Below are 23475 nucleotides of genomic sequence, written 5' to 3' on the forward strand. Positions count from 1 at the left end.
CTCACCCCTCGTTCTGGCTTTCAATTCCGCCCATCACACCGGACGCCCAGCGCACGGTCCGACGGCTTCCTCGGCAGCTCGGCGGGCGCGTGCTTTGTGCGTCCACACCCGATTGACCACGTTCCTTTGAACCCTCCCGGGCCTACAACATGAAAGATCGCAAGATGCTTGTCGTCGCGGCCGTCGTGCTGACGCTAGGCGGCCTCGCTGCGTGGCGACTGTGGGGGCCGCCCGCTGCTTCGCCCGAAATCGGAACCGCTTCCATCGGCACCACCGTTTCCCCAGCCGTTGCAGGCGCCACGGCCCTGTCCGCCACCGAGGCGGGGCCCGGCGGTGCACGACCGGCCGGCCTCGCCAGCGCCGGCGCAATGCCGACCGCCACCCCTGTCGGCGGCCGGCGTGGCACCGGCGTCGAACCCGACAAGCTGTTCGTCGGCGACAACCCGGAGTACCCCACGCTGGCCACCCGCATGACCGAGATGACGGCACGCCGCGATGGCGAACCCGTCGACCCGGAGCAGGCCCTCGCCGCGATGCAGCAGGCTGCCGCCTGGACGGCCGATCCGAGCGTGGCCTCGCAGTTGAAGCTGTCGGCCAGCGAAATGACCGACGGCCGCAGCTTCGTGCGATTCAACCCGATGAAGCTCGAAACGCTGATGCCCGGCGACACCCTGGCGATTCCGGTCCAGCACACCAACGCGACCTACAAGATGCAGATCGAGAACGTCACCGCGCACGGTGACGGCAGCATCACCTGGTCGGGCCGGCTCAAGGACTTTTCGTCCGAGAACCAGGCCAGCATCACGCAAAGCAAAGGGGTGACGATCGGCGGCTTCTCGACGCCCGACGGTCCTCATGTGCTGGAGGTGCGTGGCGACAAAGGATGGATCGTGCCGAGCGGCACGCTCTTCAAGCCCACCGGCGACGACCACGACCGCACTGGCGTTCATCCGATGGGACCCGGCCACGACCCCCACACCGACCCGATCGTGCTGCGCTGACCTTGGCGGCCGCGCGCCGCCACCCCCCTCGCCGCCCGCGTCGGGCGGCATCCTCAACAACCATGGAGAGACGACATGAGACGCTCCTCAAAGGAAGGCGCGCGGCCCGCGCTCGTCAAGGCATTGCGCCAACCGCGCATCTGGGCCGCGGCCCTGCTGGCCGCCGGCAGCTGCGCCGCACAGGCGGTGACACTCGACCTGCTGGTGCTGTACGACACCCACACGCAGAACCACTTCGATGGGCAGCCGCAAACGGCGATCCGCAACTGGGTCGACCAGGTCAATGCGATCTATGCGAACAGCCAGGTGGACGTGCAGCTGCGGCTGGTGGGCACGCAGCTGCACAACGCCGACGGCAACGACATGGGCGACGTGCTGGGCCGTTTGCGCCAGAACTCGACCATTGCCCGGCGCCGCGATGAGCTGGGCGCCGACTTCGTCACCCAGCTGCACCGCCACGGCGCCTGCGGCGTGGCCTACATGGCCGTGAGCGCCAGCGCCGCCTACAGCGTGGTCGGCCCGCAATGCGGCCCGTACACGCTTGCCCACGAACTCGGCCACAACATGGGCTTGAGCCACTCGCGCCGGCAAGGCGACACCCGTGGTGCCCGCTACGAGTACGCGCTGGGGCATGGGGTCGAGCGCTTGTTCGGCACCATCATGGCTTATGCGCACGTGTTCAACGCGCCGCGCATCGGCAAGTTCTCGAACCCGCGCCAGACCTGCAGCGGCCAGCCCTGTGGCGTGCCCGAAGGGCAGTCGCAACAGGCCGACGCGGTCAAGGCCATCAACAACGTGAGGGCCGAGCTGGAGAACTTCCGGCCCACCCGCGTCGGCGGCCCGCCGCCCCCGCCGCCGCCGGGCGGCTCGGTGGCCAACGGCACCTACCTCGTCAAATCCAAGAACTCGGGCAAGTGCGTCGACGTGCAAGGCGCCGGCAAGGCCGACTGGGTCAACGTGCTGCAATGGTCCTGCCACAGCGGCAACAACCAACGCTGGACCTTCACCGCGGGCGCTGACGGCTATTACGAGGTGAAGGCGAAACACAGCGGCAAGTGCCTCGACGTGTACCGCAGCGGCACCACCAACGGCACCAACGTGCAGCAGTTCGCCTGCAACGGCAGCACGGCCCAGCAGTGGAAGCCGATCGCCAACGGCGACGGCAGCTACCGGCTGGTGGCGCGCGTGGGCGGCAAGGTGCTCGACGTGGCGGCCCCCACCGGCGGCAACGGCGCCAACATCCGCCAATGGGACTGGGGCAACCAGGCCCATCAGAGCTGGACCTTGCAGAAGCTCGAATAAGCCTCGGGCCGACCGCAGACGAAGGGCAGGCGCGCTCGGTGCGCCTGCCCTTCTTGCTTGGGGCGTCCCGCGGGCCCCCACCCGGCCGCCGTTGCAAGGCTGACCACCGCATGGGCGGCGATAGCGCCGGCAGAAGTGGCTGGCCCGGCGTGCAGACGATCGCCGGCCGCGGGGCCCCCGGGCGGCGGCTAGGCCACGGCTTTCACGTCGCGGACCTGGGGCCGCACGTCCGCCTCGCTGGCGGGCGGCGCCGCAAGCGCCGGCCGGTGCGCCAGGTAGTGACGCAGGATGGCCTGCTCGACCTTGACGCGCTCATGCGGCCGGCACACATAGCGCAGCGCCAGTGTCGCCTGCTTCGAGTCGCCCAGTTCCACCACCACACGCGGCTCGGCCGACGGCAGGTCGACGTTGCGGATCTCCTCCAGCCGGCTCAGGTGCTCGCTCGCCTCGCTGCGCCACGGCTCGCAGATCTCGCGCGCCGCATCGAGCAGCAGGCCTTCGTGCAGCAGCAGATCCTCTTTCGGGTCGAGCCCGACATGCAGCAGGTGCACGACGAACTGGCCGGTGACACTGAGGTTGCGCACCGGTTGCGTCAACAGCATCGAATTGGGCACGGTGACGGTGCGACCGGTGGCCTGGTGCCCCTCCAGCGTCTCGACCAGCGTGGTGCTCATCGCGTCGACGTCGACCACCCGGCCGCTGGCCGAGCCGATGCTGATGTAGTCGCCGATGCGGTAGGGCCGGGACACGGTCATCATCGCGAAACCCAACAGGTTGGAGATCGCCTCCTTGCTGACGATCAGCATCGCACCCGCCACCGCCGCCAGCGAAAGCGCGAACCCCGCGATCTTCGACGCCCACACCGCCGTGACCGCGGTGATGCCGACCAGGATGATGACGTTGCGGCTGAACACGAAACGCTCGCGCTTTTCGGCCATCGAACCGTCGCGCCGCCGTAAATGCTTCTGCGCAAGCCGGAGCATGGCGGTGGTGCCGATGACGGCGGCGATGGTGAAGGCGATACGCCAGGTGTCGCCGAGCGCGTAACGATGCAAGAGATCGACCAGTTGCTGCATGAGATCTTGTGGTGTCATCTGGCCTGCATTGTCCCTCTGCCCGGGCCGGCCGGGCCGCCGCGCCGGTAACACGACTTGTCCCCACGCGACCGGGGGCCAACCTCACGCACCTCGCATGGGCCAACGGAGCATGTGACCATCGCGGGAACCTCCAGGAGGACGCATGAGACTTGAACACCGTGTTGCGCTGGTCAGCGGCGCCGCCCAAGGCATCGGCCAGGCCATCGCGCTGCGTTTCGCACAGGAAGGGGCCGACATCGCCCTCAACGTCCGCAAAGACGACGAGCGCGCCGCCGACACCCGCCGGCAGATCGAAGCCCTGGGGCGCCGTTGCGCCGTGCTGGTGGGCGATGTGTCACGCGTGGCGGACGTACGTGCGGTGGTGGCGGGGGCGGTCGAGCAACTGGGCCGTCTCGACGTGCTGGTCAACAACGCCGGCATCGAGAAGCGCGCCGACTTTCTCGACATCACCGAAGACGACTACGACCGGGTGCTCGACGTCAACCTCAAGGGCGCCTTCTTTCTCACCCAGGCCTTTGCCACCCACCTGCGCGACAGCGGTCGCGGCGGCAAGGTGATCAACATCAGCTCGGTGCACGAAGAGCTGCCCTTCCCGCATTTCACCGCCTATTGCCTCAGCAAGGGCGGCATGAAGATGATGATGCGCAACCTGGCGATCGAGCTGGCACCACTGGGCATCACGGTCAACAACATCGCACCCGGCGCGATCCGCACCCCGATCAACGCGAAGCTGCTCGACCAGCCTGACCTGCTGCAACCACTGCTCGCGCAGATTCCCTTGCGCCGACTCGGCCAGCCGGGCGACGTGGCAGGGGTTGCGGTGTTCCTCGCCAGCGCCGACGCCGACTACGTCACCGGCACCACCAGCGTCGTCGATGGCGGCCTGCTGTGGCACTACCAAGAGCAGTGACACCGCGCGCTTGCGCAGCCTTCGATGCCGGCGCCCGCCCACCAGGCGGAGGAACAACCACGCCTCAGCCCTGCCGGTCGCTGAAGTTGAGCTTCAGCCCCGGCCGCGGCCACCTCAGCTTGTAGAGCTTGCCCGTCCCCGAGGCGGTCACCCACACGTCTCGCAGGTCCGCGCCGCCGAAGCACAGGTTGGTGCACAGCGGGTCCGGCAGCGGCAGGTGTTCGGTGCTGCCATCGGGCGCGAAGGTCGTGATGCCGCCATTGGCGATGGTCGCCACGCAGACCCGGCCGTCCGCCTCGACCGCCAGGCTGTCGAGCAGCTGGAAGCCGGGCAGGTTGGCCACCACGCGCCCCGGCTGCATGCGCGACACCCGAGCCACCGTCCCGGGCCCGCTGATGTCGAAGGCCCACAGCCGGCCCAGCTGGGTGTCGGCCACGTAGACCACGTCTTCGTCGGGTGAGAGCCCCACTCCATTGGGCGACACCAGGGGGCCCGCAGCCTGTCGGATCGACGACCCGTCGGCGCGCGCGTAGTAGAGCCCGCCGTGCCGCCGGCCTTCGGCGTCGCTTGCGCCGTGATCGGTAAACCAGAAGCCGCCGCTGCGGTCGAACACGAGGTCGTTTGGCGCACCGAGCGGCCGGCCGTCGCAGTGGTCGTACAGCGTGTGCACCTCGCCGGTCGCGAGGTCGACCCGTTCGATGCGGCCGCCACGGTGCGGCACCGGGGGCGGGCCCGGGAGGTTGAGGCCGTCGCGCAGGTAGAAGCCGAACGAGCCGCCGTTGTTGGTGACATAGACCGCACCGTCCGGACCCAGGGCGGCTCCGTTCGGCCCACCGTCGAAGCGGGCCACGACGCTGTGGCGCCCGTCCGGGCCGATGCGGCTCAGCGTGCGGGCCTGGATTTCGACCAGCAAGACCGAGCCGTCGGCCAGCGCGATCGGCCCCTCGGGAAACTGCAGGCCTTCGGCGACCATCTCGATGTCCAACATCACTCCTCCGGGTGGGTGCAGCGACGCACTGTAGGCAGCACCGCTGCCGCGCCCTGTCGCGCAGGCGACGGGGCTGGAGGCCGGGCCGGTCCTGCCGCCGGGAAAAGCCCCGGCCCGCGATGTCGTCCACAGTCCCTGTGGACCGCCCTGTGGACAAGCTGTCGACCCGCCGGCCCGGGCGTACATCCCATGCGGCTTGTCATCACATTGCCACATGAACGGGCACCACGGTCATGCCGCCGAGAAGATGCACCCGGGACGTGCGACGGTGCGCAGCGCGCACGCGCGAAACATCAGGGCTCAATTTGGCCGCCGTCGCGGCGCCGCTGCGTGATAGCGTGCCGCGGCTCAAATATCAAGAAGGGTTTCCCCATGCTCCGTGCTGTCTCGCTATGCCTCTCCCTCCTCGGTCTGACCTTCGCCGCGCAGGCGGCGAACGGACCGCTGACCACCGTCGCCGAACGCTCCGGCTTTCAGCGCACCGGGCGCTATGACGAAGTGCTGACCTTGTGCAAGTCTTTCGAGCGCGCCTATCCGAGGTTCGTGCGCTGCACCGAGTTCGGCCGCACGCCTGAAGGGCGCCCGATGGTGGCGCTGGTGGCATCGCGCACCGGCGCCCTTGACGCCGACGCGGCGCGCAAGCGCGGCTGGCCGGTAGTGCTGATGCAAGGCGGCATCCATGCCGGCGAGATCGACGGCAAGGACGCCGGCTTCCTGGCGCTGCGCGAAGTGCTCGAGGGCCGCGCCGCACCGGGCGCGCTCGACCGGCAGGTGTGGGTCTTCGTGCCGGTCTTCAACGTCGACGGGCACGAGCGCTTCGGGCGCTGGATGCGGCCGAACCAGCGCGGCCCCGAGGAAATGGGCTGGCGCACGACGGCACAGAACTACAACCTCAACCGCGACTACGCCAAGGCGGACGCACCCGAGATGCAGGCCATGCTGGCACTGGTCAACCGCTGGGACCCGCTCGCCTATATCGACCTGCACGTGACCGACGGCGCGAAGTTCGAGCACGACATCGCGATCCAGGTGGAGCCGGTCTACGCGGGTGATGCCGAGCTGCGCAAGGCTGGCCTCGCGCTGCGCGACGCGGTGATCGCCGACCTCGCCGCCCAGGGCTCGTTGCCGCTGCCCTTCTACCCGTCGTTCGACGTCGAGGACGACCCGTCCTCGGGCGTCACCGACTCAGTGGTGCCGCCACGCTATTCGACCGGCTACTTCCACTTGCGCAACCGCTTCGCGATGCTGGTCGAAACCCATTCCTGGAAGGACTACCCGACCCGCGTGAAGATCACCTACAACACCATCGTCTCGGTGTTGTCGCAGGTGGCGTCGCATGGCCGCGACTGGGCCCGCATCGCGGCAGAAGCCGACCAGCGCTCGACACGGCTGGCCGGGCAAGGCGTGGCGCTGGACTACAAGGCCACCGACAAGACCCGCACCGTCGACTTCCGCGGTTATGCCTATACCCGCACGCCGTCCGACATCTCGGGTGCCTTGATGACACGCTACGACGAGACCCGGCCGCAGATCTGGAAGCTGCCGCTGCGCGACGACGTGCAGCCGTCGCTCACCGTCAACGCGCCCGGCGCCGGCTACCTGGTGCCGGCGGCGCACGCCCGCGCGATCGGCGAGAAACTGCGCCAGCACGGCGTCAGCTTCCGCGAGCTGTCGCGCCCCGCCGACGCGGTTGCGGTGCAGGCGTTCCGCGCCGACAAGCGCACCTTTGGCGCGGACTCCAGCGAAGGCCACCAGCGCCTGACGGTCGAGGGCCGCTGGGCACCCGAGCAACGCCCGCTCGGCGCCGGCGCGCTGTTCGTACCGATCGCCCAGCCCAAGGCGCGTTTGGTGATGGCCCTGCTCGAACCGCAGGCCCCCGACTCGTTGCTGGCCTGGGGCGAGTTCAACACCGCGTTCGAGATGAAGGAATACATGGAGCCCTACGTCGCCGAAGAAGTCGCCCGCCAACAGCTGGCGGCGGACCCGGCGCTCGCGGCCGAGTTCAAGCGCAAGCTTGAAACCGACGCCGAGTTCGCGAAGAACCCGGCGGCCCGTCTCGAGTTCTTCTACCGGCGCCACCCGTCCTGGGACGAGCGCTTCAACCTGTACCCGGTGCTGCGGATCGAGACGCTGCCGCGCTGAAGCTAGTGGCGCCGGAAGAGCCGCGGGCAACTCAGTTGCCAGTTCGCTCCGGCGTCGCTGCCCGGGCGTGTTCGGCACCGGCCTTCCCCACCGCCATCTGGCGCCACCAGTCCCAGCCCAACCGCGGTGCGTGCAGCGCGAGGCCTTCGCCCATTTGAGGCGTCGCCAGGGCAACACCCTGCGCTTGCGCCAATGCCGTGATGCGCTCGAGCGGGTCGTCCCAGGTGTGCAGCGCGAGGTCGAAGGTGCCGTTGTGCACCGGCAGCAGCACCTTGCCCCGCAGGTCGAGGTGGGCCTGCAGCGTCTGCTCGGGCTGCATGTGCACATCGGGCCATTGCACGTCGTAGGCGCCCGTCTCGAGAAAGGTGACGTCGAAGGGTCCGTAGCGCTCGCCGATGCGGCGGAAGTCGGCGTGGTAGCCGGTGTCGCCGCTGAAGAAGAGCCGCAGGCCGCCGCCGAGGATGACCCACGACGCCCACAAGGTGCGGTTGCGGTCGTTGAGCGCGCGCCCGGAGAAATGCTGTGCGGGTGTCGCGACGAGTTCGACGCCCCCGAGCGACGTCGACTGCCACCAGTCGAGCTGCTGTACCTTCGCCGCGTCCACACCCCAGTCGACCAGCCGGTCGCCGACGCCCAGGGGCGTGACGAAGCGGGCCACCTTGGGCGCCAGTTGCAAGATCGCCGCGTGGTCGAGGTGATCGTAATGGTCGTGCGAGAGGATCACCGCCTCGATCGGTGGCAGCTGGTCGATCTCGATGGGCGGCGCGTGAAAGCGTTTCGGCCCCACCCACTGGAGCGGTGAGGCGCGCTCCGAGAACACCGGGTCGGTCAGCCAGAAGCGGCCGTCGAGCTTCAACAGCAGCGTCGAATGGCCCAGGCGGTACAAGCTGCCGTCCGAGGCGGCCAGCAATTGCGCAGTGGTGAGCGAGCGGACCGGAACCGGCTGTGCCGGCACGGTGCCGGCCGGCTTGTCGAACGCAAAGCGCCACATGATCTCGAGGTTCTTTAGCAAGCCCGTCGGTTCATGGTTCACGACGTTGTGAAAGCGGCCGTCTCGCTGCTGCGGCGAGGCGGCATGGCGAGGCTCGACCGTGCTGCAAGAGCAAAGCGTCAGATAGGCCATGGTGCTGAGGACTCCGATGAGGGCCAGGCGGCGAAGGAAAGTAGGCATGAGGTTGTGCTCCGACCCGCGCACGGTACCGGCGCGTTTTTAGGATGAAATAAGTCGGCCGCGGTTGCGGTCGAGCCACGCCGCCCGTCCGGCCCTGCCCTCGCTCTCGCTTGACATGCCCGACTCGCCCACCCTAAAGTGATATCACTTTGACATCAGACGAGGAGCGATTCATGGACAAGCAAGCGGCTCAGGAGCGCGTGGCGCACACGGCCAGCGGTTTCCTATATCTCCTCATCGGCTTCGCCGCCCTCGTCCTGGCAGGACTGCTCGTCTGGGCGCGCCCGGGCGGAGCCACGTTGGGGCTCGCCTTGCTGTGTGTCGTCGGCACCATCTGGTGCGTCGCGGGTCTCTACGTGCTGCAGCCGAACCAGGCCGCGGTCATGACCTTTTTCGGCAGCTACCGCGGCACCGACCGCCATGACGGCTTGCGCTGGGCCAATCCCTTCTATGCCAAGTCGCGGCTGTCGGTGCGGGCGCGCAACTTCAACAGCGAGAAGCTGAAGGTCAACGACCTGCGCGGCAATCCGATCGAGATCGCTGCGGCGATCGTCTGGAACGTGCAGGACACCGCACGCGCCAGCTTCGATGTCGAGAACTATGAAGCCTACGTCCTCACCCAGGCGGAGGCGGCCGTCCGGCACCTGGCCTCGAGCTATGCCTACGACAACCTCGACGACCACGATCCGGCGGCCGAGCGCGAGATCACGTTGCGCTCCGGTACCGAGGAAGTCGGCGCGGCCCTGCGCCACGAGTTGCAGGCGCGGTTCGAGCAGGCCGGCATCGTCGTGGTGGACGCCAAGCTCACCCACCTCGCCTACGCGCCCGAGATCGCCGGCACGATGCTGCGCCGTCAGCAGGCGGAAGCCGTCGTGGCGGCGCGCAGCAAGATCGTGCAGGGGGCCGTCGGCATGGTCGAGCTCGCGCTGCGCGGCCTCACCGAGCGAGGTGTCATCGAACTCGACGACGAGCGCAAGGCCGCGATGGTGAGCAACTTGCTCGTCGTGCTGTGTTCCGACCACGATGCGACGCCGGTGGTCAACACCGGCACGCTCTACAACTGAGGACTCGGTCCGCACGATGGCCAGCCCCGGCAAGAAGTCATTCCTGTTGCGCATAGATCCCGCCCTGTGGGCCGAGATCGAGCGCCTGGCCGCGGCCGAGTTGCGCAGCGCGAACGCGCAGGTGGAGTACCTGTTGCGCGAGGCCCTGAAGGAGCGGTTGGGCCGCAACAAGCACCGGCCCACGCCGCCGGAGAAGAAGTAGCGACCTCGGCGTCGTAACGGCGTGCGGCCCCGCCGCCGGTGCGCACGCAAGACCTCGCCGGCCGACACTGCTGGCAATCCACCAGAGCCTGTCGACCGCATGCTGCCTCTTCAGCATCGGATGCCTCATCGGTTCGCGTTGAAGCTCGATGCTCGGACGCGCGTCCCGGCACGCCCTCTGCTTTTCGGGGTCGCCCTTCCACCACGAGCGAACCCGATGCCTCCACACCGCCCTTCAGCACCGCAAGCCATGGCTGATGGCCGGGCAGCCCGGACTGGCACTGGTCGGCCGGCGCCGCTGGCAGCGTGAGGCGGCGCCACCACGCAGCGGCCTCGATCAGCGCCTGCTGCGTCCACTCCCACCCAAGTAATTTCAGATGACACGCAATCCACTGACCCCGGATGCGCTCGACCCGGTGTTTGCGCCGCCGCATGACCTTCCCGGCACGCTGATCTCCATCGTGGGATTCGACGGCTCCGGCAAGACGACCCAGATCACCGCGCTGGCCGAGCGCTTCCGCGCCGAAGGCCGCACGGTGGTGGAAACGCGGCAGCCGACCGACTGGTATCGCAACGAGGCCGCCGTCCAGCACTTCCATGAAGAGGGAGGCTCCCGGGAGCGCGCCCGCATCCTGGCCTTGTTTGCCGCCGCCGACCGCCATCGCCATGTGCAGGAAGTCATCCTGCCCGCGCTGCGGCGCGGCGCCGTCGTGATTTGCGACCGCTATGTCTATGCCACCTTCGGCGTCTTCATCCACCGCGGTGTGGACCCGGCGTTTCTGGTCACCCTCAATCAAGGTGTCCCCCGGCCGGACTTCGCCTTCTTCCTCGACCTGCCGACCGCGAGCTTGATCGAGCGGCTGCGCAGCCGGGACGGCGACAAGCTCAAGTTCGAAGAACGGTCGCCGGAGCGCATCGAGGCCATTGTGTCGATCTACCGGGGCATGGCGGGGCAACTTATCCGGGTCGACGGAGCACAGTCGCGAGAGGCGGTGACCGCCGCCCTCTGGTCTCACTGCCACGCGCAGGTGACGGCGGGATGAGCGAGAGCCTGGCCCGCCAGCCCCGGCAGCGACCGGGAATCACCACTTCAGTGCTCTTTCGGAGCGGCTTTCGCACGCCTTGCACCAAAAACAGACGTCATGGCAGCGCTCCCCCGTCTGGCGCCGCAGTCCCGATTGGCACCCTTCTTGCGAACCGGTGCTTCAACGAGAGGAGCGAACGGATCGCTTCTTGAAATGAGCGCTAGGGTTCCGGTCGCGGCTGCCGATGTTTCGGTCGCCGCGGCGCCTGGTCCAAGAGCGGTCGGCCTTCGGCGGCGGTTTACCGTCTGAGGCTCCACGGCGGGACAAAAGCCCGGGAGGTTCACTTCGCGTGAAGAAGTGCCCTCTCGTGTTTTCGCAACCAGCCTGGAGCCCGTCATGTCCCGATCCGCCTTGTCATTGCCCCGCCGCGCCGCCTGCGCCGCGCTGCTCGCCCTCGCCACCGCGACCTCTGCACTGACTTCGCTGCCGGCGGCGGCCGAGGTGAAGGTTGGCGTGTCGGACTGGCCAGGCTGGGTGGCCTGGTACATCGCCGAGCAAAAAGGCTATTTCAAAAAGCACGGCGCCGACGTCAAGCTGGTCTGGTTCGCCAACTACAGCGACTCGATCGCCGCGCTCTCGTCGGGCCAGCTCGACGCCAACTCGCAAACCCTGTCCGACACGCTGGGCCCGCTGGCCAAAGGCCTGCCACTGAAGGCCGTGCTGGTGAACGACAACTCGGCCGGCAACGACGCGCTGATGGTCGGGCCCAAGATCAAGTCCTTCGCCGACCTGAAGGGCAAGCGCATCGCGCTCGAGCAATACAGCGTGTCGCACTTCGTGCTGGCCACCGCACTGTCGAAAAACGGCTTGAAGCCCGGCGACGTGAAGATCGTCAACCTGTCGGCGGGTGATGCGGCGGCCGCCTTCCTGACCGGCCGGGTCGATGCCGCGGTGCTGTGGAACCCCTGGATTCACCAGATCCAGCAAAGCGGCAAGGGCCGGCCGCTGTTCACCTCGAAAGACATGCCGGGCCTGGTGCCTGACCTGCTGGTGGCGCAGGAGAAGTCGATCCAGGGCAAGCGCCGTGAGCTGGTCGGCATGATCAAGGCGTGGTTCGAGACCGAGAAGTTCATCCGCGAGCAGCCCGACGAAGCGGTGAAGATCATGTCCAAGGTGGTGTCGATGCCGCCGGGCGACTACAAGGTGTTCCTGCCCGGCACCCGCTTTTTCGGCGCGGACGCCAACAAGAGCGCCTTCGACGCGAAACACCCGCAATCGCTGGTCGGGGTGGCGCCCAGCATCGCGGCCTTCCTCGGCGAGCACAAGCTGATCCAGGGCAAGCCCGACATGACACGCGGCATCGACGCCTCGTTGCTGGCGGACGCGCTGAAGTGATGTGGGCGATCCGTCATCCGATCCCGCGGCGCCGCTACTGGCTGCTGGCGCTGGCGGGTTTCGTCGTCCCGTTGGGGCTGTGGTGGGGGTTGGCGGCCAGCGGCGGTGTCGATCCGGTGTTCCTGCCCGGGCCACGACAGGTCCTGGCCCGTGTCGGACTGTGGGCCAGCGAAGACGGCCTGCTGGGCGACGTCGGCATCAGCGTCGGCCGCGTGGTGGCCGGCTGGGCCTTGTCCGCACTGGTGGCCTTGCCGCTCGGCCTGTTCATCGGCACCTGGCGCGCGGCGCAAGCCCTGCTCGAACCCTTGACCGACTTCGTCCGCTACATGCCGGCGGTGGCCTTCGTGCCGCTGGTGATGTTGTGGGTGGGCATCGACGAAGGCGCGAAGGTGGCGATCATCTTCATCGGCACCTTCTTCCAGATGGTGTTAATGGTCGCCGAGGACACCCGCCGGGTGCCGATGGCGCAGATCGAGGCGGCCCAGACCATGGGCGCGACGCGCCGCGAGATCGTCGAGAAGGTCATCGTGCCGTCGTCCAAGCCGGCGCTGCTCGACACCTTGCGCATCACGATGGGTTGGGCCTGGACCTATCTGGTGGTGGCCGAACTGGTCGCCGCCAACTCCGGGCTCGGGTTCGCCATCCTGAAGGCGCAACGTTTCCTGCAGACCGACAAGATCTTCGCCGGCATCTTGCTGATCGGCCTGATCGGCCTGGTCATCGACCAGCTGTTCCGGCTGGCCCACCGGCTGGCCTTCCCCTATCTGCACGCGAGGCACTGAACATCATGGCCCACCACAAGATCGAATGCCGCGGCCTCTTCAAGCACTTCGGCGAAGGCCCTCGGCGGGTCACCGCGCTGCAGGACGTCGACCTGGCGATCGCCGACAACGAGTTCGTCACCCTGGTCGGCGCCTCGGGTTGCGGCAAGTCCACGCTGCTGCGCACGCTGGCCGGGCTGGAACAACGCAGCCAGGGCGAGGTGCTAGTCGACGGCCGGCCGGTGTTCGCACCGGGCCCCGAACGCGCGATGGTGTTCCAGCACTACAGCCTCTACCCCTGGCTGAGCGTGATCGGCAACATCAAGTTCAGCCGGCAGCTCGCATGGCAGGCGCGCGACCGCAGCAGTTCGGACGTCGAGGCCGCCGCTGGCCGCGCCGACGCGCTGTTGCGGCTGATGGGCTTGAGCGCGTCGGCACAGGCCTACCCCAGCCAGCTGTCGGGCGGCATGCAGCAGCGCGTCGCGATTGCGCGGGCCCTGATGAGCCGCCCGCAAATCCTGCTGATGGACGAGCCCTTCGGCGCGCTCGACGCCCAGACGCGCGAGGTCATGCACGACCTGATCCTGCACGTGCACCGGCTCGAACGCACCACCGTGGTGTTCGTCACCCATGACGTCGAGGAAGCGCTCTACCTGGGGCACCGTGTGGTGCTGATGGCACCGCGCCCGGGCCGCGTCGACACGATCTACGAAGTGCCGCTGCCGGCGCGGCGCGAACAGCGCATGAAGCTGGCGCCGGAGTTTCTGGCGCTCAAGGGCCGGATTCTCGAGCGCATCCGAGAAACCTCGGGCATGAAGACCGACCTGGAACAACTCGAACGTTTGACGCGCGCCGCAGAGGGCGCCAAGGAGAGCACCACGTGACGACACTGAAGCCCATTGCCGCCGACCGACTGCTGTTGGAAGAACTGGTGCCCGGCGGCCACCACTGGTCGGGCCTGTTGCGCCGCGGCAGCGTGCTGCGCCTGACGGACCTGCAAGGCGGCGCGAACGTCTCGACGCTGTTCTATCACCACGATGAAAAGCTCGAACGCTACAACATGCCCGACACGCTGAAGGCGCAGCACACTGCTTACCTCACCGCCGGCCACACCTGCCATTCGGACATGGGGCGCGTGTTGTGCTCCATCGTCGCCGACAGCGTTGGCTGGCACGACACCTGGTGCGGTGCCGTCGATGCCGAACAGGTGCGCGCGAAATACGGCGACACCAGCTTCCAGCAGCAGCGCAACGACATGTACCGCAATGGCCGCGACGGCCTGTTGGTCGAGCTGGGCAAGTGGGGCCTGGGCAAGCGCGACCTGGTCGCCAACGTCAACTTCTTCAGCAAGGCGGTGTGCGACGAGACCGGTGGCTTGCGTTTTGTCGAAGGCCACAGCCGCGCCGGCGATGCAGTGGAGCTGCGCTTCGAGATGAACACGCTCGTCGTGCTGTCCACCGCGCCCCACCCGCTCGACCCCAAGCCCCGCTACGCCCCGGCCGGCGTGCGGTTGTCGGCCTGGCGCGGCGACCCGGTGACGGCCGACGATGCCTGCCGCACCCGTTGCCCGCAGAACGGCCGAGCCTTCGCCAACACCGAACGTTTTTATGCCGTCTGACGGACGGTGAGAGCGACATGACACCCCACCTCATCGAAAGCCCGCTCGACCCGCGGCAGGCCGTGCTCGACCAGGTCTGCCGTGCCGGCGACCCCTGGATGGCGACCGTCCGGGCCGGCCAGACCCTGCGCATCCTCGACCTCGAAGGCAACCAGGCCGTCGACACCTTGTTCTACAGCGCCGCCGACCCGGAGGAACGCTACAGCGCGGCCGATACCATCGCGCGCAACGCCCGCCTCTACCTGGGCGCCGGCAGCCGCCTGTATTCGAGCGAAGGCCGCGTGATGCTGACCATCACGGCGGACACCTGCGGCCGCCACGACACGCTGGGCGGCGCCTGCTCGGCCGAAAGCAACACCACCCGCTACGCGCTCGAGAAGCGCTCGATGCACAGCTGCCGCGACAGCTTTCTGCACGCGATGTGCCATTGCCACGAAGCCACCTCCCGGCGGCTGGGCAAGCGCGACCTGGCACCCAATATCAATTTCTTCATGAACGTGCCGGTGACACCGCAAGGTGACCTGCAGTTCGCGGACGGCATCTCGGCGCCGGGCAAATACGTCGAGTTGCGCGCCGAGATGGATGTCGTGGTGCTGATCTCCAACTGCCCGCAGCTGAACAACCCCTGCAACGCCTACAACCCGACGCCGATCCGTTTGCTGGTGTGGGACCGACCGGCCGCTGAGTGAACCGCGCGCACCTGCGCCGCCCGCGGGACGACCCGCGGCGCGTTTCGACCTCCGGCGGGACGGCCCGCCACCGAGGGACCCTCTCCTCATGTTCGACACCGTCCTGATCGCCAACCGCGGCGTCATCGCCTGCCGCATCATCCGCACGCTCAAGCAGATGGGGCTGCGCTCGGTGGCCGTGTATTCCGAAGCCGATGCCGATGCGGCCCATGTCGCGCTCGCCGATGTGGCGGTCTGCATCGGCCCGGCCCCGGCCGCCCAGAGCTACCTCGACGCCGACCGCATCATTGCGGCGGCCCGGGAAACCGGCGCCGGGGCGATCCACCCCGGCTATGGTTTTCTGTCCGAGAACGCCGACTTCGCGGAACGCTGCGAAGCTGCCGGCATCGCCTTCGTCGGGCCGACGCCAGGGCAGATGCGCGCCTTCGGCCTCAAGCACACTGCCCGCGAGCTGGCCCGGCGTCACGCCGTGCCGCTGCTGCCCGGCAGCGCCTTGCTGCGCGACGTCGACGAGGCGTGTGGCGAAGCTGCCCGCATCGGCTACCCCGTGATGTTGAAGAGCACCGCCGGCGGCGGCGGCATCGGCATGCGGCTGGTCCGCAGCGAAGCCGAACTGGCCGCCGCCTACGAGGCCGTCGAGCGGCTGGCACGGGCCAACTTCAAGGACGCAGGGCTGTATCTCGAGAAGTTCGTCGAACGCGCGCGTCACATCGAGGTGCAGCTGTTCGGCGACGGGCGCGGCGACGTGATCGCGCTCGGCGAGCGCGACTGCTCGGCGCAGCGTCGCCATCAGAAGGTGATCGAGGAGACCCCGGCGCCGGGTCTCGCCGACGAAACGCGTGCCGCGCTGCTCGACGCCGCGGTGCGGCTCGGCCGTGCGGTCGTGTACCGCTCGGCCGGCACGGTGGAGTTCGTGCTCGACGCCGACACGGGCGACTTCTACTTTCTCGAGGTCAACACCCGGCTGCAGGTCGAGCACGGCGTGACCGAACAAGTCACGGGGCTCGACCTGGTGGCGTGGATGGTGCGGCTGGCCCGCGGCGAGCGCTGGGCCTTGCAGGCGCCGGCGCCGCGTGGCGCGTCGATCCAGGTGCGCCTGTACGCGGAAGACCCGGCCCGCAACTTCCAGCCCTGCGCGGGTGTGTTGACCGAGGTGGTGTTTCCCGACCAGGTGCGCGTCGAAACGGCCGTGGCCACCGGCAGCGAAGTGCCGCCCCACTACGACCCGATGGTCGCCAAGCTGATCGTCACCGGCGAGACGCGCGACGACGCGGTGGCCCGGCTGCAAGCAGCCCTCGCGCAAACGCGCTTGGCCGGCATCGAGACCAATCTGCGCTACCTGCGCGCGGTCGCCGCCGATCCGGTGTTCACGCAAGGCCGTGTCGTCACCCGCACGCTGGCCGACGTGCGCTACGCGCCGAACGCGATCGAGGTGCTCGAGCCGGGTGTGCAGACCAGTGTGCAGGACCATCCCGGGCGCCAGGGCTATTGGGACGTGGGCGTGCCGCCATCGGGGCCGATGGACGATCTCGCCTTTCGCCTCGCCAACCGCGTGGTCGGCAATGCCGCGACGGCCGCCGCGCTCGAATGCACGCTGGCCGGCCCGACGCTGCGCTTTCACCACGACGCCGTGATCGCGCTGTGCGGCGCGGCGATCCCGGCCACGCTGGACGGCCGGCCGCTGGCGTTGTGGCGCTCGCATCCGGTGAAGGCCGGCAGCGTGCTGAAGCTGGGCGCGATCGACACGGCCGGCGCGCGGACCTATCTGGCCCTGCGCGGCGGACTCGACCTGCCCCGCTACCTCGGCAGCCGGTCCACCTTCACGCTGGGGCAGTTCGGCGGCCACGCCGGGCGCACCTTGCGCGCTGGCGACTTGCTGCACCTGGCCGATGAATACGAGGCCGAGCCGGTCGACGCCCTGCCCCCCGAAGCGACCCCGGTCCACGGGCACCATTGGGAGGTCGGGGTGCTCTACGGCCCGCATGGCGCGCCCGATTTCTTCACCGACCGGGACGTTGCCACCTTCTTCGCCACCGACTGGCAGGTGCATTACAACTCCAGCCGCACTGGGCTGCGCCTGATCGGGCCCAAACCCGAATGGGCGCGGCACGACGGCGGCGAGGCCGGGCTGCACCCGTCCAACATCCACGACAACGCCTACGCCATTGGCGCCATCGACTTCACCGGCGACATGCCGGTGATCCTCGGCCCGGACGGCCCCAGCCTGGGCGGCTTTGTCTGCCCGGCCGTGGTGATCGCGGCAGAACGTTGGAAGCTCGGGCAGCTGCGGCCCGGCGACACGGTGCGCTTTTGCTGCGTCGACCTGGCGCAGGCCGCGCAACGGCAACAGGCGCAGGAACGATGGATCGCCAGCCTGCAGGCGCCTGACCTCGCGCCGTTGACCCCCGCGGCGACGCTCGGCTCGCCCATCGTGGCCCGGCGCGCCGGGTCCGACGACCGGCCCGAGCTGGTGGTGCGCCAGGCAGGCGACCGCTACCTGCTGATCGAGATCGGCGAACTGCAGCTCGACATCGCACTGCGGCTGCGGGTGCATGGGCTGATGCAGGCCTTGCAGGCGACCGCCCTGCCCGGCATCGTCGACATGACGCCGGGCATCCGCTCGCTGCAGGTGCATTTCGACCCGGCCCGATTGCCGCAACCCCGGCTGGTCGAGGCTGTGCTCGCGGCCGACGAGGGCCTGGGGGATACCGGCGACCTGGTGGTGCCGTCGCGCACCGTGCACCTGCCGCTGTCGTGGGACGACAGCGCCACCCGGGTCGCGATCGAGAAGTACATGCAGTCGGTGCGTCCCGATGCGCCCTGGTGCCCGAGCAACATCGAGTTCATCCGCCGCATCAACGGGCTGGCGTCGATCGACGAGGTGCAGCGTGTCGTGTTCGACGCCAGCTATTTGGTGCTCGGCCTCGGCGACGTCTACCTCGGCGCGCCGGTGGCGACGCCGGTCGACCCGCGCCACCGGCTGGTGACGACCAAGTACAACCCGGCGCGCACCTGGACGCCCGAGAACGCGGTGGGCATCGGCGGCGCCTACCTGTGTGTCTACGGCATGGAAGGGCCCGGCGGCTACCAGTTCGTCGGCCGCACGCTGCAGATGTGGAACCGCTGGCGCGACGCGAGCAATGGGGCGCCCGCTTTCGAAGCCGGCAAGCCCTGGCTGCTGCGCTTTTTCGACCGCATCCGCTTCTATCCGGTCAGCGAGGCCGAACTGCTGCGCATCCGACAGGACTTTCCCGCCGGGCGCTACCCGTTGCGCATCGAACCGGGTCAGTTCAGCCTGCGCGAATACCAGGCCTTTCTGGCCGAGCATGCGCAGGCCATCGCCGACTTCAAGACACGTCAGCAAGCGGCCTTCGACGACGAGCGGGAACGCTGGCGCGAGGCCGGGCAGGCCGACTACGTGGGCGACGAGGCCGGTGCATCGGCCGTCGCACCGCAGGGTGAATTGCCGGCGGGCGCGCGGGCCGTTGCGACACAAGTGCCGGGCAGCATCTGGAAAGTGCTGGTGAGTGTCGGCGACGAAGTGCGCGAAGGCGACACCCTGGCGGTCGTGGAGTCGATGAAGATGGAGTTCGCCGTCGTCGCCCCTTGCGGTGGACAGGTGCTGCGGGTCGACTGTCGGGAAGGCGCCGGCGTTTCGGCCGGCCAGGACATCGTGGTGTTGCAAACAGCGGAGGGTTCGCGATGAACACATCGGCACTGTCGCCCGTCTCGCTCGACATCGAGACCCTGCAGCAGGCGTATCGCAGCGCCCGGCTGACGCCCAGCCAGGTGGTCGAGCGCGTCTGCGAGGCCATCGGGGACGATGCACACCACGCCTGGGTCCACCGCATCGCGCCCGACCAGCTGCGCCAGCGGGCCCGTGAGCTGGAGCAGCTCGACCCGGCCTCGCTGCCGTTGTGGGGCGTGCCGTTCGCGATCAAGGACAACATCGACCTCGCCGGTGTGCCCACCACCGCCGGCTGCCCCGCGTTTGCCTACACCCCCGAGCGCAGCGCCTTCGTCGTGCAACGTTTGCTCGACGCGGGTGCGATCGCCGTCGGCAAGACCAACCTCGACCAGTTCGCCACCGGCCTGAACGGCACGCGCTCGCCTTACGGCGCCTGCCTCAATGCCTTCGACCGCCGCCATGTCTCGGGCGGTTCCAGCTCGGGCTCGGCGGTCGCGGTGGCCCTCGGCCAGGTCAGCTTTTCACTCGGCACCGACACCGCCGGCTCTGGTCGGGTGCCGGCCGCCTTCAACCACCTGGTGGGCTTGAAGCCGACCTGCGGCCTGCTCTCGACGCGCGGTGTGGTGCCGGCCTGCCGCTCGCTCGACACGGTGTCGATCTTCGCGCTCACGGCCGCGGACGCACAACAGGTGTATGCGCAGGCGCTGGGCCAGGATGCCGAAGACGGCTATTCACGCCCGGCACAGCCGCATGGCTTCGACTTCGGCAGCGGCCGGCCGTGGACCGTGGGCATCCCACGGCCCGGCCAGCTCGAATTCTTCGGCGACACGGCCTATGCGACGCTGTTTGCCGATGCGGTCGAGCGGGCTCGCGCGCTGGGCGCCCACATCGTCGACGTCGACTTCGAGCCCTTCTTCAAGACCGCGCGGCTGCTGTACCAGGGCCCGTGGGTCGCGGAGCGCTACCAGGCCATCCGCGATTTCATCGACCGCCAGCCCGACGCCGTCTTCCCGGTCACCCGCGAGATCACACTGGGCGGTGCCAAGCTCCTGGCCGCGGACGCCTTTGCGGCGCAATACCGGCTGCGCGAACTGCAAGCGCGCTGCGAGCCGGTGTGGCGACAGGTGGACGTGCTGTTGACGCCGACGGCCGGCACGCTGCCAACGCTCGAACAGATGTGGGCCGAGCCGGTCGCCCGCAACAGCGACCTGGGCCTCTACACCAACTTCATGAACTTGCTCGACCTGGCCGCCATCGCGCTGCCTGCCGGATTCCGCCCCGACGGCCTGCCCTTCGGTGTCACCTTCGCGGCCCCCGCACACCAGGACCAGCCGCTGTTGAACCTGGGCCGTCGCTGGCAGGCCTCGGCGGAAGGCGCGCAGACGCGGCTGGGCGCGACTGCGCACAGGCTGCCGGCCAAGGTGCACACGACGCTGCCGGCGGTGCCGTCCGGCCAGGTGCAGGTGGCCGTGTGCGGCGCTCATCTGCAAGGCCAACCCCTGCACCACCAACTGACCACCCGTGGCGCGCGCCTCGTCGAGCGCACCACCACCGCCGCCTGCTACCGCTTCTACGCACTGGCCGGCGGGCCGCCGCAACGGCCCGGGCTGGTGCGGGTCGACCGCGGCGGCGCGGCGATCGAAGTGGAGGTGTGGGAGTTGCCGGCAAGCGCCTTCGGCTCCTTCGTCGCCGGCATCCCGGCACCGCTGGGCATCGGCCGCACGGTGCTGGCGGACGGGCGTAGCGTGGCGGGTTTCATCTGTGAGCCTGCCGGCGTCGTGGGGGCCACCGACATCACGGCATACGGGGGCTGGCGGGCGTGGTTGCAGTCACAGGCTGCATGAGCGGCGGCGCGCTGGCGGGTCGTGTCACCCGCCTGCCGGCAGCGCCGCCGGGATGGGAGCGCCGACCCCGAGATCCCGACCCCGAAGCCGGCCGCGCCGCCCGTAGCGCTCAGGTGCGCTTCTTGTAGCTGTCGCGCAGCGCCTTGACCTGGTCGTGGTTGCGCTGGGCGCCCTGCAGCTGGCGTTCGATCAATGCCCGCAGGTCGACCGGCAGGTCCTTCTGCAGCGCCTTGCGGTAGCTCGCCAGCGCGACGTCCTCGCCGCGTTCGCATTCCTCCAGCATCGCGGTGTCGTCGCGGCCGGTCAGCGCGTCACGCGTCGCGACCCAGCCGCGGTGCAGGGCGCCGGCGACGCTGCCGCCGGTGTCCGGCTTGCCGCCCAAGGCCGCCACCCGCGCCTGCAATTCGTCGGCACCGCGCCGGCAGTCTTGCGCCCGCGACGTGAAGATCGCCTTCAGCTCGGGTGACTTGCAATGTTCGGCGCAGCTGTTGAAGCCGTATTCGCCGTCCTTGCAGGTTTCGATCAGGTTGTTCAGGACATCGATCACATCGTCGTTGCTCATGCTGTGCTCCTTGCATTCGTTGGTCACACGTCAGGCTGGGCCGGGCCGCCGCCGCCGCAAGCGCCGGTCCCGGAGGGTCGAGTCAGACCAGGGTCTGGATAGGGTGAACCGGCCCTAGCCGCGAGCCCGCTGCTGGCGCCAGCGGGTGTAAGCAAAGGCGGCCAGCGGCAGTCCGACCAGGGCCATCGCGAGCAGGGGCATGCCGCCGTTGTTGGGGCCCTTGCGCCACCCCCCTCGCGTGCCCCAGCGGTCCTGCATCGGCTCGAACAGCGCGCCGCTGGTCACGGCACTCGGCTCTCGCGCCAGAAAGCCATAGTTGAAGGCACGCCCGGTGATGCGTGTCATCGGGCCGGGGATCAAGCCCTTGAACAGCGACGCGAGCTTGCCCGCGCCGCCGATGACCACCTCGGCCTGCGGCCGCCGCACCAACCCGACGACGGTCTCGGCCACCTTCTCAGGCGTGTAGACCGGCGGCGCAGCCCGCACCCGCAGGTGGCTGTAGTTGGCCGCATGATGGAAGAACGGTGTGTCGATCACCGAGGGCAAGATGGTGCAGACGTGGATGTTGCGCTGGTCGAGCACCTCCTGTCGCAAGGCTTCGGAGAAGCCGCGTACCGCGAACTTGCTGGTGGCGTAGGCGGTCGAGTCGGGCTTGGCGACACGCCCGACGATGGAGGCGTTCTGGATCAGCACCCCATGACCCTGCGTGCGGAATTGGCGCATGGCCGCCTTGGCGCCGTACATGTAGCCGAACACATTGGTCTCGATGACCCGGCGCCAGGCATCGCTGGGCACATCCTCGAAGCGACCGAACACGCCGACGCCGGCGTTGTTGAACCAGACGTCGATGCGACCGAAACGCGCGAGGGTTTCGGCCGCCACGCGTTCCACATCCTCTTCACGGGTCACGTCGGCCACCACGGTCAACACCGTGCCACCGAGGGCGCGGCATTCCTCGGCGGCCTCCTGCAGCAGGGCTTCACGACGTGCGGCGAGGACCACGTTGGCCCCCTCGCGCGCGAAGGCGTGGGCCGTGGCGCGGCCGATGCCGCTGGACGCGCCGGTGATGACGACGACCTTGCCGGTGAAGTTTTCTGCATGCATGACAAACTCCCTGTTGAGACGCAAGACCCGGGCGGGGCGTCGGGTACACAGCTGCACGAGGGCACAGCCTGGCCGACGCCGCCACGCTGAGGCGGTGACATGGCAAGCACCCAGCAACGCCTGCGCCTGCCCTGCCGATGGCCGGCATGCGTGCGCTCCCGCGGCGCCGGCGCATGCGGCGTGCCAGAGCGCGGGCCCGAGCCGGCGTTTCGACAGCAAGCCTTACCTGCCGGCGGCCCGCGAGCCCGTGTCCCCTGGTGTCGGCCCGGCCTGCGTTGCGCACGGCAGACGAGGACCGGCGCGGTTGATCAAGCGCACGTGTGCCACGGCGCGACCCGGCCCGACCGCCTGACCGCCTGACCGACGTATAGTGGCGTTCCTTGTTTCACTGCTCCGCCTGCCCATGACACATCCGAAGCCGCCTCGCGTGTCCGCACGTGCTGCAGGTCGCCGCGCCCTGCTCTGCTGGCCCTTGCTGGTGCTGCTGGCCGGCTGCAGCGCCACCCCGTCAGCCGCGCCGCCGGATCTGCGCTCGGCCCAGGCCTTGCGGCAAGAGATCGAAACAGCCGTGGGCGATGCCGCCTGCACCAGCGACGCACAATGCCGCACGCTGCCAATGGGCGCCAAGGCCTGCGGCGGCCCCGAGCGTTACCTGCCCTGGTCGACCGCCCGCAGCGACGGCGCGCGACTGACAGCGTTGTCGCGCGAACTCGAAACCGCCCGCCGGGCGCAACAGCGCGAGAGCGGCATGGTCTCGAACTGCTCGATGGTGACCGATCCCGGCGCGCGCTGCGCCGAAGGCCGCTGCGTGTTGCGCAGCGGATCGGGCGCAGCGTCGTCGGCCTACTGAGCTGCGGCCCTTGCGCCACGCACCGCCGTGACCCGGCGGGTCAGCCCGCCGGGCCCGGCGCTG

The 23475-nt window shown here is 69.0% G+C and carries 20 protein-coding genes and 1 riboswitch; of the genes, 15 read left to right on the forward strand and 5 right to left on the reverse strand.

Going from position 1 to position 23475, the window contains the following annotated elements; translation table 11 throughout:
- Positions 1–164: 164 nt before the first annotated feature.
- Together AAW51_RS15320 and AAW51_RS28215 are read left to right on the forward strand one after the other, a co-directional pair.
- The gene (locus AAW51_RS15320; RefSeq protein ID WP_157359910.1) at positions 165–1001 is read left to right on the forward strand and encodes a hypothetical protein; all 837 of its coding nucleotides are present in this window, start codon (positions 165–167) and stop codon (positions 999–1001) included.
- Between the two features lie 75 nt (positions 1002–1076).
- Entirely contained in the window at positions 1077–2303 is a 1227-nt protein-coding gene (locus AAW51_RS28215; protein WP_053013607.1) for an RICIN domain-containing protein, read from the forward strand.
- Positions 2304–2491: 188 nt separating this feature from the next.
- Here the strand turns inward: AAW51_RS28215 and AAW51_RS15330 are convergent, their stop codons facing one another.
- On the reverse strand, positions 2492–3397 hold the full coding sequence (locus tag AAW51_RS15330) for a mechanosensitive ion channel family protein (RefSeq protein WP_083438320.1): 906 nt from the start codon (positions 3395–3397) through the stop codon (positions 2492–2494).
- A 145-nt stretch (positions 3398–3542) separates the two neighbouring features.
- On the opposite strand from AAW51_RS15330, the gene AAW51_RS15335 reads away from it, so the two are divergent.
- The gene (locus AAW51_RS15335; RefSeq protein ID WP_047195299.1) at positions 3543–4310 is read left to right on the forward strand and encodes an SDR family NAD(P)-dependent oxidoreductase; all 768 of its coding nucleotides are present in this window, start codon (positions 3543–3545) and stop codon (positions 4308–4310) included.
- A 64-nt stretch (positions 4311–4374) separates the two neighbouring features.
- On the opposite strand, the gene AAW51_RS15340 is transcribed toward AAW51_RS15335, so the two are convergent.
- Positions 4375–5298, reverse strand: a complete 924-nt coding sequence (locus tag AAW51_RS15340; RefSeq protein ID WP_417903575.1) for an SMP-30/gluconolactonase/LRE family protein — start codon at positions 5296–5298, stop codon at positions 4375–4377.
- Positions 5299–5670: 372 nt separating this feature from the next.
- On the opposite strand from AAW51_RS15340, the gene AAW51_RS15345 reads away from it, so the two are divergent.
- Entirely contained in the window at positions 5671–7440 is a 1770-nt protein-coding gene (locus AAW51_RS15345; protein ID WP_047195300.1) for a M14 family metallopeptidase, read from the forward strand.
- Between the two features lie 31 nt (positions 7441–7471).
- Here the strand turns inward: AAW51_RS15345 and AAW51_RS15350 are convergent, their stop codons facing one another.
- Complete coding sequence (locus AAW51_RS15350; protein ID WP_083438321.1) at positions 7472–8611, reverse strand: MBL fold metallo-hydrolase; 1140 nt, start codon at positions 8609–8611, stop codon at positions 7472–7474.
- A gap of 173 nt (positions 8612–8784) precedes the next feature.
- On the opposite strand from AAW51_RS15350, the gene AAW51_RS15355 reads away from it, so the two are divergent.
- From AAW51_RS15355 to atzF, 10 genes are all read left to right on the forward strand, one after another.
- A complete protein-coding gene (locus AAW51_RS15355; RefSeq protein ID WP_047195302.1) occupies positions 8785–9675 on the forward strand; it encodes an SPFH domain-containing protein in 891 nt (296 codons plus the stop codon).
- Positions 9676–9691: 16 nt separating this feature from the next.
- Positions 9692–9877 (forward strand): type II toxin-antitoxin system antitoxin, encoded by a 186-nt coding sequence (locus tag AAW51_RS15360; RefSeq protein ID WP_047195303.1) that lies wholly within the window; start codon positions 9692–9694, stop codon positions 9875–9877.
- A 376-nt stretch (positions 9878–10253) separates the two neighbouring features.
- Positions 10254–10919 (forward strand): dTMP kinase, encoded by a 666-nt coding sequence (gene tmk, locus AAW51_RS15365; protein ID WP_053013608.1) that lies wholly within the window; start codon positions 10254–10256, stop codon positions 10917–10919.
- Between the two features lie 191 nt (positions 10920–11110).
- A riboswitch (guanidine-I (ykkC/yxkD leader) is annotated at positions 11111–11241 on the forward strand.
- A 56-nt stretch (positions 11242–11297) separates the two neighbouring features.
- On the forward strand, positions 11298–12296 hold the full coding sequence (locus AAW51_RS15370; RefSeq protein ID WP_053013609.1) for an ABC transporter substrate-binding protein: 999 nt from the start codon (positions 11298–11300) through the stop codon (positions 12294–12296).
- Positions 12296–13078, forward strand: coding sequence for an ABC transporter permease (locus AAW51_RS15375; protein ID WP_047195304.1), 783 nt, complete (start codon positions 12296–12298; stop codon positions 13076–13078). The genes AAW51_RS15370 and AAW51_RS15375 overlap by 1 nt, the downstream gene beginning before the upstream one ends.
- A 5-nt stretch (positions 13079–13083) precedes the next feature.
- Positions 13084–13941 carry an ABC transporter ATP-binding protein gene (locus AAW51_RS15380; RefSeq protein ID WP_047195305.1) on the forward strand — a complete coding sequence of 286 codons (858 nt, stop codon included), beginning with the start codon at positions 13084–13086 and terminating at the stop codon, positions 13939–13941.
- Positions 13942–13946: 5 nt separating this feature from the next.
- A complete protein-coding gene (locus tag AAW51_RS15385; protein WP_047197876.1) occupies positions 13947–14675 on the forward strand; it encodes an urea amidolyase associated protein UAAP1 in 729 nt (242 codons plus the stop codon).
- Positions 14676–14692: 17 nt separating this feature from the next.
- Positions 14693–15364, forward strand: coding sequence for an urea amidolyase associated protein UAAP2 (locus tag AAW51_RS15390; protein ID WP_047195306.1), 672 nt, complete (start codon positions 14693–14695; stop codon positions 15362–15364).
- 88 nt (positions 15365–15452) lie between these two features.
- Positions 15453–19070: an urea carboxylase gene (gene uca, locus AAW51_RS15395; protein ID WP_047195307.1), complete on the forward strand. Its 3618-nt coding sequence runs from the start codon at positions 15453–15455 to the stop codon at positions 19068–19070.
- Positions 19067–20896 (forward strand): allophanate hydrolase, encoded by a 1830-nt coding sequence (atzF, locus tag AAW51_RS15400; protein WP_047195308.1) that lies wholly within the window; start codon positions 19067–19069, stop codon positions 20894–20896. Before uca ends, atzF begins: the two co-directional genes overlap by 4 nt.
- Before the next feature lie 109 nt (positions 20897–21005).
- Here the strand turns inward: atzF and AAW51_RS15405 are convergent, their stop codons facing one another.
- Together AAW51_RS15405 and AAW51_RS15410 are read right to left on the reverse strand one after the other, a co-directional pair.
- The gene (locus AAW51_RS15405) at positions 21006–21458 is read right to left on the reverse strand and encodes a ferritin-like domain-containing protein (protein WP_047195309.1); all 453 of its coding nucleotides are present in this window, start codon (positions 21456–21458) and stop codon (positions 21006–21008) included.
- A gap of 114 nt (positions 21459–21572) precedes the next feature.
- A complete protein-coding gene (locus tag AAW51_RS15410) occupies positions 21573–22562 on the reverse strand; it encodes an SDR family oxidoreductase (protein WP_047195310.1) in 990 nt (329 codons plus the stop codon).
- 427 nt (positions 22563–22989) lie between these two features.
- Between AAW51_RS15410 and AAW51_RS15415 the strand changes: the two genes are divergently transcribed.
- The gene (locus tag AAW51_RS15415; protein ID WP_047195311.1) at positions 22990–23412 is read left to right on the forward strand and encodes a hypothetical protein; all 423 of its coding nucleotides are present in this window, start codon (positions 22990–22992) and stop codon (positions 23410–23412) included.
- Positions 23413–23475 lie beyond the last annotated feature (63 nt).

The organism is Caldimonas brevitalea, assembly GCF_001017435.1.
Lineage (GTDB): Bacteria > Pseudomonadota > Gammaproteobacteria > Burkholderiales > Burkholderiaceae_C > Caldimonas > Caldimonas brevitalea.